This window comes from Streptomyces sp. SudanB182_2057, from assembly GCF_964272715.1.
Classification (GTDB): Bacteria; Actinomycetota; Actinomycetes; order Streptomycetales; family Streptomycetaceae; genus Streptomyces; species Streptomyces rubradiris.
The window spans coordinates 7,562,510-7,575,510 of record NZ_OZ186798.1; the positions used below are offsets into that span (position 1 = coordinate 7,562,510).

Consider the following 13,001-nt stretch of genomic DNA (forward strand, 5'->3'; position numbering starts at 1 on the left):
CCCCCGCCTGGCCGGGCTACGGCCGGGCGGCCGGGCCGGCCGCGAAGGGCCCGTCCGGGGCGAACGCCAGCGCCGCGAACCGCTCGCCGATCCGCCGGTGGCCCGCGGTGTCCGGGTGGAGGCCGTCGGGCAGCGGCAGCTCGGCGAAGTCGGCCTCGCCGTACAGCTCCCGGCCGTCCAGGTAGTGCAGCCGGGGGTCCCCGGCGGCCCGCTCGCGCACGATCCGGGCCAGCTCCTCCCGGACGACGCCCAGGGTGAGCTTCCCGGCCGCCCGCTCGGCGGGGTCCCCGGTGGCCCGGTACCGCAGCCGTCCCTCGCCCAGGGCCGCCAGGTCCATGGCGGTGGGGCCGGGCGTGTCCTCGTGCATCGGGCACAGGACCGGCGAGACCACGAGCAGCGGCGTGTCGGGGTGGCCCTCGCGGACGGTGTCGAGGAAGCCGTGTACGGCGGGACCGAAGGCGCGCAGCCGCATCAGGTCGGTGTTGACCACGTTGATGCCGAGTTTGACGCTGATCAGGTCGGCGGGCGTGTCACGCAGGGCGCGGGCGGTGAACGGGTCGAGCAGCGCGCTGCCGCCCAGCCCGAGGTTGATCAGCTCGACTCCGCCCAGGGACGCGGCGAGCGCCGGCCAGGTGGTGGTCGGGCTCGCCGCGTCGGAACCGTGGCTGATCGAGCTGCCGTGGTGCAGCCACACCCGGCGGCCCCGGTCCGGTACGGGCTCCACGGGGGCGTCGGCGCGCAGCGCGACGAGTTCGGTGGTCTCGTTGTGCGGCAGCCAGATCTCCACGTCCTTGACGGTGTCCGGCAGCCCGGCGAAACGCACGGTGCCCACCGGGCCGGGCCGGTGCTCGGCGGAGCCGGTGGCCAGGTCGATGGTGAGGGTGTCGCCCTCGGTGAGGGAGGCGCTGCCGGCCGGGCGGCCGTCCACCAGCAGCTCGTAGACGCCGTCCGGGCGGGGCGGTGCGCCGGTGTACACGCGCTTGACCGGCAGGGTGTCCAGCTCGACGGCGGTGGCCCGGGTGCGGAGGACCAGCCGTACGCCGGAGGGCTGGGACTCGGCCAGGGCCAGCTGCGGGTCGGCGCACTGGGCGCGGGCCCGGGCGGGCAGCCGGTGCGGCAGTAGCCCGCGGGCGGTGCGCTCCAGTTCGAGGGCGCCGCGGATCAGGCCGGCGGTGAGGGCAATGGTGTGCATCGTGTCTGCCAAGGGGTATCAGGGGCGGGCGGGCCAGTCGCGCAGCAGGGAGTCGAGGGCGTCCAGGATCCGGACCCAGGTCTCCTCGGAGTCGGGGACGCTGTGGGCGAAGCCGCCGGCCGTCTCCAGGCTGACGTAGCCGTGGAAGACGCTGCCGAGCAGGCGCACGGCGTGTGTCTGGTCCGGTTCGGCCAGGTCGTAGCCGCGCAGGACGGCCCGGTTCAGCTGGGCGATGCGGACACCCGCGCTGCCGGCCGCCGTCGCGTCGTCCAGCGGGTGGCGGGCCGCCGCGTAGCGGCCGGGGTGCGCGCGGGCGTAGTCCCGGCAGACGTTCGCGAAGGCGGCGAGGGCGTCCTTGCCGGACCGGCCGGCCAGCGCATCGGCGGCGCGGTCGGCCATCTCCTCCAGGGCGAGCAGCGCGATCCGCGTCTTCAGGTCCTGGGAGTTGCGCAGGTGCGAGTACAGGCTCGCCACCTTCACGTCGAACCGCCGGGCCAGCGCCGAGACCGTCACCTGGTCGAAGCCGACCTCGTCGGCGAGTTCCGCCCCGGCCCGGACCAGCCGCTGGGTGGTCAGGCCCGCACGCGCCATCATCTTCTCTCCTGTCTGCCGGAGAGGAGTATGTAACTTCCTAAAGGCTTTAGGCAAACGGAATCAAGGTTTAGGGGGGTGTGGCCGCCGTCGTGCTCACTCCCGCCCGCCGTCCTCCGTGAGGCGGAAGAGGGCGGCGCCGTGGGCGGGCAGGTCCACGGTGAGGTGCCGGCCGTCGTGCGGGACGTCGGCGTGGCTCCACAGCTCGCGGATCCGGTCGGCGGGGCGGGCGCCGGCCGAGCCGAGCGGCACCTCGTACCGGCGGGGTTCGCCGGCCAGGGAGAAGACGGCGGCGTACCGGGTGCGGCCGTCGGTGTCCCGGGCGGTCCACAGCACCAGGCCGTTCTCGCGGAGCACCTCGCGGTTGCCGGTGCTGTGCACAGCACGGCCAGCGCCTCGTCGTTGGTGAGCAGTTCGATGGTCTCGGGCGGGCTGGTGGGCAGGTCGCCGCCCATCATCAGCGGTGACCGGGAGATCAGCCACAGGGTGAGCAGGCTGATCTGCTCGGGGCGGGTCAGGGAGCACAGCCGGTCCGTGCCGCGTTCGGCGCGGATGCCGATCCGGCCGAGGGGCAGCATGTCGGCGTCCGCCCAGCCCGCCGCGCCCTGCCAGGGCGCCCACCGGGCCATCCGGGCGAACTGGGCCGCCACGTCCGCCCAGCGGTCCCACAGGTCGTCGCAGACGCGCCACATGGTGGCGTGCTCCCGCAGGTGGTCCAGGGGGGCCAGGGAGACGTCGGTACCGGGGGAGAGGCTCAGCTCGACCGGCCGGCCGCAGCGCTCGACGGCCCGCGCGTAGGCGGCGATCTCCCGTTCGTGGTACGGGAACAGCATGTCGTCGGCCTTGACGAAGTCCACGCCCCACGCGGCGAACCGCGCCACCTGGGAGTCGTAGTACGCCTGGGCGCCCGGATGGTCGTGATCCAGGCCGTAGTTGTCGGTGTTCCACGGGCACACCGAGGCGGTGTCGGCGATCTGGTCGGCGGTGAACTCCGTGCCGTGCACGGGCAGTCGGGCGGCCACGGCGCGACGCGGGATGCCCCGCATGACGTGCAGGCCGAAGCGCGGCCCGAGCTGGTGCACCCGGCGGGCCAGCGGCGCGAAGCCCGCCCCGGCGGCGGCGGACGGGAACCGGTTCGGCGCCGGGAGCTGACGGCCGTACGCGTCCAGGACCAGCGGGGCGTCCGGGTTGTAGCCGTGCGCGCGGGCCGTCGGCTCGTACCACTGGATGTCCACGACCACGGTGTCCCAGCCGTACGGCAGCGGCCGGCGGGCCATGAACTCCGCGTTGGCGAGCACCTCCCGCTCGGTGACGGTGGGGCCGTAGCAGTCCCAGCTGTTCCAGCCCATCGGCGGCCGCAGCCGGCGCGCGGGGAGGGGGCGGTCCACGGTGGTGTCCTCTCGGTCCGGCCGCCGGAGGGGCCCGGTCGGTGACGAAGGAGCGCGGCGGAGCCGCCCGACACCCACTTTTTTGTGGGTACTTGGCAGCCCCGGCCGTCCGGGAGAAGCTGTTTCACGAGGTCAGGGGCTGCCGGCGAACGAACGGAGGAGGTGACGGCCGAAGGCCCGTCAGGACGCAGCCTCGCTCGTGCGGAGCAGGTCCAGACGGCGGTGCCCCCACTCGGCCAGCGGGTCGAGTGCCTGGGCGAGGTCGCGGCCGAACGCGGTCAGCGAGTAGACGGTCTTCGGCGGCAGCACGTCGTGCACCTGCCGGTGCACCAGGCCGTCCTGCTCCATCTCGCGCAGCGCCTGGGTCAGCACCTTCTCGCTCAACCCGGCCAGCCGGCGGCGCAGTTCGCCGGGCCGGTGCGGGCCGGACTCCAGCAGCCACAACAGCGACGTCTTCCACTTGCCGTCGATCACGGCGATCGCGGCGGTCACTCCGCAGACGGTCGGGTCCTGGGCACGGCTGCGCGTCATCGTCGTCCTCTTCTTCGTTCCCGCGGCCCTCCGGCCGCTCTTCTCCACTGTTCACGATCAGCACATACGGGAGTCGCAACATGTCAACAGCCGTGAATCTTCCTGCCGTCACCGTGCTCGGCCTCGGCCCGATGGGCCGCTCGCTGGCGGGCGCGTTCGCCGAGGCCGGCCTGCGGACCACGGTCTGGAACCGCACGCCCGGCAAGGAAGGGGACCTCGCCGAGCGGGGCGCCGTCGTCGCGGCGACGGCCGAAGAGGCGGTGGCCGCCTCGGAGCTGATCGTCATCTGTGTGGTCAACTATGACGCCTCGGACGCGATCCTGCGCCGCGAGGAGGTCACCGGCGCGCTGAAGGGCCGTACCGTCGTCAGCCTGACCGCCGACACCCCGGCCCGGGCCCGGGACACCGCCGAGTGGGCGGCGGCCCACGGCATCGGCTACCTGGACGGCGCGATCATGACGCCGGCCCCCAGCATCGGCACCCCGGAGGCCGTCTTCCTGCACAGCGGACCGCGCGACCTGTACGAGCGGTACCTGCCGGTGCTGGAGGCGCTCGGCGGGACGCACACCCACCTGGGGGAGGAGGTCGGGCGCGCGGCCACCTTCGACATCGCGCTGCTCGACATCTTCTGGACCGCGATGGCGGGTTACGCGCACGCCGTGGCGATCGCCCGGGCGGAGGGCGTCACCGCGGGGGAACTGGCCCCGTTCGCCCAGGGCATCGCCGCGATCCTGCCGCCCCTGTTCGAGGAGTTCGCGCGGGACACCGACGACGGCACCTACTCCGGTGAGATCAACCCCATCACCTCGGCGGTGTCCAGCATGTCCCACGTCGTCGCCGTCTCCGAGTCCCACGGCATCGACGCGGGCGTCATGCGCTCCGTCGAGGGGCTGGCCCGCCGCGTCATCGGGCTGGGCCACGGCGGGGACGGGTTCATGCGGGTGGCGGAGATCCTGGGACGGCACTGATCCGGGGCGCACGGGCCCGGCCGGGGTGCGGGGGCCGGGGCCCCGGCCGGCCGGGCTCCTGGGGTGGCGCCTTCCGTGGTGGTCCGCGGCCCGCTCAGGGGGCGGCCGCCCACGGCCGTGGTCCGCGATCGGCGCGGCGGGGGCGCCCGCCCGCCGGTACCCGCAGGAAGCGGGGGACGCACTCGCGCCGGCCCCCCCGGGCGAAGCGGGCCGGGAGGGTCCGGATCCCCGGCGCTGCCACACCCCCAGGCGCGGCAGCCCCCGCCCGTCGACCGCCCGCACCCTGGCGGACCTGCGACTTGTGCCGCGCGGGTCGCCATGGAACGCTTCGGTCCGCCGGTCGTCACCGGGCCCGGCCCCGGTGGGGCGCGCACGAACGGGGGGAGTGGACCGATGGAGCTGGAGCTGCGGCACCTGCGGGTGCTGTGCGCCATCGCCGACGCGGGCAGCGTGGGCCGGGCCGCCGCCCAGCTGGGCTACTCGCAGCCCGCCGTGAGCACCCAGCTCCGGCGCATCGAACGGCACCTGGGCGAGCCGCTGTTCGAGCGCGGACCGGGCGGCGTCCGGCCGACCCGGTACGGCGCCGAGGTCGTCGAGCAGGCCCGGGACGTGCTCGCGCGGGCCGCCGCGATCGGGCACCGCCCGCCCGTCGCCCGCCCCCGCCGCACCCTGCGGGTGGCCGCGACCAACTCGCCGATGCTGTCCGGCACGGTCTCCCGGGTGCGTGCCCGGCTGCCCGAACTGACCCTGGCCGTCACCAGCGTCTACGCGTCCTCGCGGATCGTGGAGCTGCTGGAGGACGGCGCGGTGGACGCGGCCATCGCGGCCGACTACCCGGGCATGGAGCTACGGCACTCGTCCGCCGTACGGCACCGGGGGATCGTCACCGAACCCACCTTCGTCGCCCTGCCCGCCAGGCACCGGCTGCGGGCAAGCCCCCAGGTGCAGCTCGCCGACCTCGCCGAGGACGCCTGGTTCGTGACCCCGGACGACGGCGCCGGCTGGCCGGGAGTGTTCTACGACGCGTGCGCGGCGGCCGGGTTCACCCCGCGTACCGTGCACGAGTGGCTCGGCGACCAGTCCCAGTTGCAGAGCATGATCGCCGACGGTCTCGGGGTGTCCCTGGTGCAGCCGACGCTGCGGCCGATCCCGCACGTCGTGGTCAAACCGCTGGCGGGGTCCCCGCTGTGGTGCCGCTATGTGCTGGCCTGGCGGCCGGACACCGTCCTCGACGACGTCGTGGAGACCGTGGTCCGGGCCGCCACGGACGCCTACCGCGATCTCGTGGCCCAGGCCCCCCACCTGCGCACCTGGGCGTCCCGCACCTGGAGCGCCACCGGGGCGTAGGTACCGGACACCGGTCACCCGGCCGTACCCGGACGCCGGGCCCCGCACCGGTCGCCCCGCCGTATCCCGCCATCGGGGCCCGCACCGGTCACCCGGCCGTGCCCGGCCACCGGCATTCCGCACACGCGTCCCTCCCGGACGCGGGAGAACCGGCGGTCGCCCGAACGGCGGGGCCCGTGCGCCGCGCATGGTTCACGTTGCCCGTACCAGGTGGTAGACACGGCGGGGTCACGGTTCCTGTCCGCCAGCAGGAAGGTCACCGCCGTATGTCTGCAACACGCCGTCAGTTCCTGTCCGCGGCGAGCGCCCTGGGAGCGGGCGTCGCCTTCACCGGGGCCCTGTCCGAGGTCTTCGCGGGTACGGCCGCCGCCGCGCAGAGCCTGGGCCGCGCCGGCTATGGCCCGCTCGTGCCCGATCCGAACGGCCTGCTCGATCTGCCGAAAGGTTTCCGCTACACCGTGCTGTCCCGCGAGGGCGACCGGCTCCGCTCCGGGGAGGGCCCGGTGCCCTCCCACCCCGACGGCATGGCGGCCTTCGCCGGCAGAACGGGTCGTACGCACCTCGTCCGCAACCACGAGAACGGGGCGACCGCGCGGATCCCGGTACCGGCCGTCAGCGGCCTCACCTACGATCCGGCGGGCAAGGGCGGCTGTACGGCCCTGACGCTCGACCGGCATCAGCGGGTGCTCGCCGAGCGGGTCGCCATCGCCGGTACCGCCGTCAACTGCGCGGGCGGCCCGACCCCTTGGGGCACCTGGCTGACCTGCGAGGAAACCGAGGACAAAGCCGGTACCAACGGCTACACCAAGGACCACGGCTTCGTCTTCGAGGTGCACCCCACCGACCCGCACCGCACCGGCGCCGTGCCGCTGACCGCGCTGGGCCGGTTCCAGCACGAGGCGGTCGCGATCGACCCGCGCGACGGCGTCCTCTACGAGACGGAGGACGCCTTCCAGAAGCCGTTCGGCCTCTTCTACCGCTTCCTGCCGCACCGGCCGCTGGGCGGCACCGGCTCGCTGCGCGCGGGCGGCCGGCTCCAGGCGATGCGGGTGCCCGGAGTGGCGGACCTGTCGGCGATCCGGGAGACCGGGGCGCGCTTCGACGGCATCGAGTGGGTGGACGTACCCGACCCGCTGGCCGCCGCCACGCCGACCAGGTTCCAGGACTACGGCCCCGGCGGCATCACCCACGCGCAGAAGCTGGAGGGCTGCTACTGGGGCGGTGGCGGCGTGTACTTCGTGTCGTCCTTCGCGCGCGGCGCCGACGGTTCCGCGGCCGACCACTACGGCCAGGTCTGGCGCTACGACCCGGCGCACCGCAGGCTGACCCTGGCCGTCGTGTTCGGCCCGGACACCGACGTGCGGCTGCCCGGCGAGTCCCCGGACAACATCTGCCTCGCACCCGGCGGCGGTCTGATGGTCTGCGAGGACGGCAACGGCGCCCAGCACGTCTTCGGGCTGACCCGCCGGGGCGAGGTGTACGCGCTGGCCCGGGGACGGCAGAACACAGGGACGGACCAGAGGCCGCAGTGGGGCGAGTTCGCCGGGGTCACCTTCGCCCCCGGCGGAGCGACGATGTACGTCAACTGCTACACCCCCGGCACCACGTTCGCCGTGACCGGCCCGTGGTGAGGACAGGCGGCTGACGGCCCGATCGTGCCGGGGCCGGGCGGAAGGCGCACGCGCCCGGCCCCGGCACGAGGGACACATGCCCGCCCAACTCCCCGTAGACAGCGCGGTGTTATGGGCGCGGCGGTGGCATGTGCTATGTCACACACCATTGTTGGTCCCGGTGTGCGCTGAGACAGTGCCTCCGCGCCTCGACACCCCACAGAGGCGCGTCCCTTCGTGGAGGAAACCCGATGCGCTATCGCTTCGCACCGCCCGCCCGTGTGCCGAGAGGCGCCGCGGGCCGCATCGCCGGTGCCGTCGCCGTCGCCGTCTGCGTCGCCCTCGCCGGTCTGCCGGCCGAGGCGGTGCCCCGGCCGGCCGCAGCCCCCCGCACGCGCCTTCCCGCGCCGTCGCCGGCCGCCGCGTCCACCGCCGCCACCGAGCGACCCGCGATCCGGGCCGGACGGCTCGCCCCGGCCCAGCTCCCGCCGCGGCAGCCGGCGTCCGCTCGGCCGGCCCCGCGCGCGGCGAAGGCCGGCGATTGCGCCCCGGCCGACTTCGGCACCCGTACCGGCCCTGCCCTCGTCGCCCGGGTCAAGGCCGCGACCCCGGACTGCGTCAACAGCCTCTTCGCCCTGACCGGCGGTGACGCGCGCGCCGTCTTCCGGGAGGCCCAGATGGCGACCGTGGCGAACGCGTTCACCGGCACCGCCGGGCAGTACCAGGGCGACAACTCCGGCGGCCTGCTGCAACTGGTCCTGTTCCTGCGCGCCGGCTACTACGTGCAGTTCAACCACCCGCAGGACGTGGGCACGTACACCTCCCGGCTCACCACCGCCGTCACCGGCGGCCTGGACGCCTTCTTCGCCCGCCCCCGCTCCCGGGACGTCACGGAGGCCAACGGCGGCATCCTCGGCGAGACGGTGATACTCACCGACAGCGCCGACCAGCAGGACCGCTATCTGCATGTCTACCGGCGGCTGCTGACCGACTACGACAGCTCCTACGACGCCGTCGACAGCATGGTCAGGGCCGTCAACGACGTCCACACCCCGCTGTGGCGCGGCAACTGGAACCCGGCCTACGTGCGGGCGGTGCGGGACGACCCGCGGATCGTCGGCACCCTCCACGACTTCGCGCTGGCCCACACCGGCCTGCTCGGCACCGAACTGGCCTTCCTGGACTCCAACGCCGGGATGAACCTGGCCCGTTACCTCGAACACCCCGAACTGCGGGAGACCGTACAGCCGTTGGCCGTCGACCTGCTGGACCGGACCGCGATGACCGGGCCGACGGCCGCGCTGTGGGTGGCCGTCGCCACCCAGGCCGCCGCCTACGACGGCGCGCACTGCGCGTACTACGACGTCTGCGACCTGCCGGGCAAGCTCGACAAGGCCGTCCTGCCGGTCACCCACCGCTGCGACGCGGACATCACCGTCCGCGCCCAGGCGCTGACGGCCGCCGACCTCGGCGCCGCCTGCGCGAGCGTGCTCGGCCAGGACGCCTACTTCCGCTCGGTCGTGGGGTCCGACGGACCGATCCCCGGCCAGTACGCGTCCACCCTCCGCCTGGTGGTGTTCGCGAGCAGGTCCGACTACCAGACCTACGCGGGCGCCATGTACGGCATCAGTACCGACAACGGCGGCATGACCCTGGGCGGCGATCCGTCGGACCCCGCCAACCAGCCCGTGTCGATCATGTACCAGAAGGCGTCCGACGACGGTTTCCCGGCCCGGATCTGGAACCTGAACCACGAGTTCACGCACTTCCTGGACGCCCGTGACGACATGCGGGGCGACTTCGACCGGCAGGTCTCGGTGCCGGACGTGTGGTGGATCGAGGGCATCGCCGAGTACGTCTCCTACGGCTACCGCGGCCGCACCGACGACCAGGCGGTCCAGGAGGCCGGCCGGCACACGTACCGGCTGAGCACGCTGTTCGAGAGCACCTACGACAACAGCGATGTGACCCGCACCTACCCGTGGGGCCACCTCGCCGCGCGCTACATGGTCGAGCGGCACCCCGACGACGTCCGGCGCATGCTCGCCCGCTTCCGCGCCGGTGACTACGCGGGTGGGTACGCCGTCTACCACGACGGCATCGGCACCCGTTATGACGCCGACTTCGACCAGTGGCTCACGGAGTGCGCCGCGGGCGCGTGCGGCAGGCCGGCCTCGCCCTGACCGCACACCGCCCACAAGGAACGGCCGCCGACCGCAGAGCCCGGTCGGCGGCCGCACACTTGTGCGAGGCCGGGCGGATCAGACCGCCGTCGCCGGGAACGTCGGGTACTCCACGCCCGAGACGTGCTGGACGACGCGGACGACCTGGCAGGAGTAGCCGAACTCGTTGTCGTACCACAGGTAGAGGATCGCGTTGTCGCCGTCGACCTTGAGGGCGCCGGCGTCCACGATCGAGGCGTGGCGCGAGCCGATGAAGTCGCTGGAGACCGCGTCGGGCGCCGTGATGAAGTCGATCTGGCGCTTGAGCGGCGAGGTCAGCGACACCTCGCGCAGGTAGTCGTGGACCTCCTCGCGGGTGGTCTCGCGGGCCAGCTGGAGGTTGAGGATCGCGATCGAGACGTCCGGCACCGGGACGCGGATCGAGCTGCCGCTGATCTTCGCCTTCAGGTCGGGCAGGGCCTTGGCGACGGCGGAGGCGGCACCGGTCTCGGTGATGACCATGTTCAGTGCCGCGGAGCGGCCACGGCGGTCGGACTTGTGGTAATTGTCCAGCAGGTTCTGGTCGTTGGTGAACGAGTGGACGGTCTCCACGTGACCGCGCAGCACACCGTACTCGTCGTCCATGGCCTTCAGCGGCGGCACGATGGCGTTGGTCGTGCAGGAGGCGCAGGACAGGATCCGCTCCTCCGGCTTGACCGTGTCGTGGTTGACGCCGTGCACGATGTTCGGCACGTCGCCCTTGCCCGGCGCGGTCAGCACGACCTTCTCGATGCCGGGGCGCAGATGCCGGGACAGGCCCTCGCGATCGCGCCACTTGCCGGTGTTGTCGATGAGGATGGCGTCCCGGATGCCGTACTCGGTGTAGTCCACGGACGTCGGGTCGTCGGCGTAGATCACCTTGATGGCGTTGCCGTTGGCGACGATCGTGCCGCTGTCCTCGTCCACGGTGATCGTGCCCTGGAACTGGCCGTGGATGGAGTCGCGGCGCAGCAGCGAGGCGCGCTTGACGATGTCCTGGGCGCCGCCGCCGCGCACGACGATGGCGCGCAGCCTGAGGCCGTTGCCCGAGCCGGCCTTCTCGATCAGCAGACGGGCGACGAGGCGGCCGATGCGGCCGAAGCCGTAGAGGACGACATCGCGCGGCTCGCGGCGCTCGATCTTGTTGGCGCCGGTGGCGCCGGCCACCGCCTCGGCGGTGAACTCCTCGACGCTCAGGCCGCGTTCGTCGTCCTTGTACGTGGTGGCCAGCATGCCGAGGTCGATCTGGGACGGCCCGAGGTCGAGGGTGGTGAGGGCCTGGAGGAACGGCATGGTCTCGGTGACCGACAGCTCGGCGCCGGCGATCTGCCGGGCGAAGCGGTGGGTCTTCAGGATGCTGACCACCGACTTGTTCACCAGGGAGCGGCTGTGCAGCAGGACGGTCACGTCCCGTTCGCGGTGCAGCTTCCCGATGAGCGGGATCATCGACTCCGCGATCTCTTCGCGGATCTTCCAGTTGGTGAACGAGTCGTCGTTGACAGTCACAGATCCATCTTTCGAGCTAGGCAGCGCTCATATGATAACCACATGGGTGTGGCGGGTTTGTAGCCCCCTGCGGGCCATCGCGCCGGGGTGCCGAAGCCCGGTGTCAGGCGGGCCGTTCCGGCCGCCGCGTCCGGCAGCGGGCGACCAGGCCCGCGACGGCCACCAGCAGCGCGCTGATCCACACCGGGGAGCGGTGGCCGAGTCCGCCGTCTAGCGCGGCACCGCCCAGCACCGGGCCGAGCACGGCGCCCACGTTCAGCGCCGACGTCGCGAACGCGCCACCCAGCAAGGGCGCGTCGGCCGCCTCGTACAGCACCCGTGTGACCAGCGTGGAGCCGACCCCGAAGGCCAGCAGGCCGAGGACCGGCACCAGGGCGAGGGCAACGCCGGGCCGCCCGGCGGCCAGCGCCAGCGCGGTCCACCCGGCGAGCAGCGCGGCGCCGGCGAGGGGCAGCACCGTCCGGACGCCCCGGTCCGCCAGCCGGCCCGCCGCCGTCACCCCGGCGAACGCCCCCGCGCCGAACAGCGCCAGCACCCCCGGCACCCAGCCGGCCCCGAGTCCGCCGACCTCCGTGACCAGCGGCGCCAGGTAGGTGAACGTGCAGAAGGTGGCGCCGTTGACGAGCGCGGCGAGGCAGAGCACCCACAGCAGCCGGGGACGGCGCAGCGCCCGCAGTTCCTTCCCCGCACCCGGTACGGGCCCTCCGGCGGCCGGACCGCGCGGCACCGCCCGGGCGATCGCCACCAGCGCCGGGGCGGACACCAGGGCCACGGCCCAGAACGCCGAGCGCCAGCCCAGCAGTTGGCCCAGGGCGGCGCCCGCGGGCACCCCCGCCGCACAGGCGAGCGTGGTGCCGCCGAGCAGGACGGCGGTGGCCCGGCCCTTGGCGTCCGGCGCGACCATGCCGGTCGCCGCCGTCAGACCGACGGCGAGGAAACCGGCGTTGGCCAGGGCGGCGACCACCCGGGTCGCGAGCAGGACGGCGAAGTCGGAGGTGAGCGCCCCGACGACATGGGCGGCCAGGAACACCCCGAGGAACACCAGCAGCGACTGCCGGGGCGGCCGGCGCCGGCCGAGCAGCGCCGCCGCCGGCGCGCCCACGACCATGCCGACGGCGAAGGCGGACGTGAGCGTGCCCGCCGTGGGCACCGAGACCCCGAGGTCGCGGGCGATGTCCGGCACCAGGCCGGCCAGCATGAACTCGGACGTGCCCTGGGCGAAGACCGCCAGTCCGAGCAGATAGAGAGCGAAAGGCATCAAGACTCCACACACACCGTGTCGCGGACGGGTAGCGAGCACGCGGACCCGCGAAGGCACGACCGGTCGGTGCGGTCCTGAACGGCCGAGCGCGCGGGGCATCGCGTGCGGTCCCGGCCGGCACCGCCGCCCGCACGGGGGCGACGCGTCACACGGACGAGTGAGGAGGCACAAGAAGAGAAAAAGAGGTGCGTGCCGGTCCGGAACCCGGAGGACGGCAGCCCGGTGGTGGCCTGCGAACGACGAAAAGCCACCGGACGGCCGGTGGCTAGTGTCTGGATGCCTCGGGGCTGGACATGTCCCGCACGCTAACGCACGGGCCCGGGCGCGCGCCACCGGGTTTTCCACGGTGGCGCGCCCGGGGCCGCGGGGGTGTGCGGCCCTGGTGCCGGGGCGCGTGGGTCTACGG

At 73.7% G+C, this 13,001-nt stretch carries 10 protein-coding genes and 1 pseudogene; 4 read left to right on the plus strand and 7 right to left on the minus strand.

What is annotated here, in order from left to right; all coding sequences use genetic code 11:
• Positions 1 to 16 precede the first annotated feature (16 nt).
• From ACSURM_RS33785 to ACSURM_RS33805, 5 genes and pseudogenes are all read right to left on the minus strand, one after another.
• On the minus strand, positions 17 to 1,192 hold the full coding sequence (locus tag ACSURM_RS33785) for a GDSL-type esterase/lipase family protein (RefSeq protein WP_436959725.1): 1,176 nt from the start codon (positions 1,190 to 1,192) through the stop codon (positions 17 to 19).
• A gap of 18 nt (positions 1,193 to 1,210) precedes the next feature.
• Positions 1,211 to 1,783: a TetR/AcrR family transcriptional regulator gene (locus ACSURM_RS33790; protein WP_436961239.1), complete on the minus strand. Its 573-nt coding sequence runs from the start codon at positions 1,781 to 1,783 to the stop codon at positions 1,211 to 1,213.
• A 96-nt stretch (positions 1,784 to 1,879) separates the two neighbouring features.
• The gene (locus tag ACSURM_RS33795) at positions 1,880 to 2,308 is read right to left on the minus strand and encodes a hypothetical protein (RefSeq protein ID WP_436961240.1); all 429 of its coding nucleotides are present in this window, start codon (positions 2,306 to 2,308) and stop codon (positions 1,880 to 1,882) included.
• A pseudogene (locus ACSURM_RS33800) lies at positions 2,227 to 3,132 on the minus strand (alpha-galactosidase); the annotation flags it as partial. The gene ACSURM_RS33795 and the pseudogene ACSURM_RS33800, both read right to left, overlap by 82 nt.
• 219 nt (positions 3,133 to 3,351) lie before the next feature.
• Positions 3,352 to 3,702, minus strand: coding sequence for a winged helix-turn-helix transcriptional regulator (locus ACSURM_RS33805; protein WP_436959727.1), 351 nt, complete (start codon positions 3,700 to 3,702; stop codon positions 3,352 to 3,354).
• Positions 3,703 to 3,782: 80 nt separating this feature from the next.
• Between ACSURM_RS33805 and ACSURM_RS33810 the strand changes: the two genes are divergently transcribed.
• The 4 genes from ACSURM_RS33810 (at position 3,783) to ACSURM_RS33825 (ending at position 9,810) form a co-directional block, all read left to right on the plus strand.
• Positions 3,783 to 4,670, plus strand: coding sequence for an NAD(P)-dependent oxidoreductase (locus ACSURM_RS33810; protein WP_436959728.1), 888 nt, complete (start codon positions 3,783 to 3,785; stop codon positions 4,668 to 4,670).
• Between the two features lie 393 nt (positions 4,671 to 5,063).
• A complete protein-coding gene (locus tag ACSURM_RS33815) occupies positions 5,064 to 6,017 on the plus strand; it encodes a LysR family transcriptional regulator (protein ID WP_436959730.1) in 954 nt (317 codons plus the stop codon).
• 266 nt (positions 6,018 to 6,283) lie between these two features.
• A complete protein-coding gene (locus tag ACSURM_RS33820; protein ID WP_436959731.1) occupies positions 6,284 to 7,648 on the plus strand; it encodes an alkaline phosphatase PhoX in 1,365 nt (454 codons plus the stop codon).
• A 230-nt stretch (positions 7,649 to 7,878) separates the two neighbouring features.
• On the plus strand, positions 7,879 to 9,810 hold the full coding sequence (locus tag ACSURM_RS33825; protein ID WP_436959732.1) for a collagenase: 1,932 nt from the start codon (positions 7,879 to 7,881) through the stop codon (positions 9,808 to 9,810).
• A 78-nt stretch (positions 9,811 to 9,888) separates the two neighbouring features.
• On the opposite strand, the gene ACSURM_RS33830 is transcribed toward ACSURM_RS33825, so the two are convergent.
• The gene (locus ACSURM_RS33830; RefSeq protein ID WP_436959734.1) at positions 9,889 to 11,334 is read right to left on the minus strand and encodes a glyceraldehyde-3-phosphate dehydrogenase; all 1,446 of its coding nucleotides are present in this window, start codon (positions 11,332 to 11,334) and stop codon (positions 9,889 to 9,891) included.
• 103 nt (positions 11,335 to 11,437) lie between these two features.
• Complete coding sequence (locus ACSURM_RS33835) at positions 11,438 to 12,592, minus strand: Cmx/CmrA family chloramphenicol efflux MFS transporter (protein WP_436959735.1); 1,155 nt, start codon at positions 12,590 to 12,592, stop codon at positions 11,438 to 11,440.
• Positions 12,593 to 13,001 lie beyond the last annotated feature (409 nt).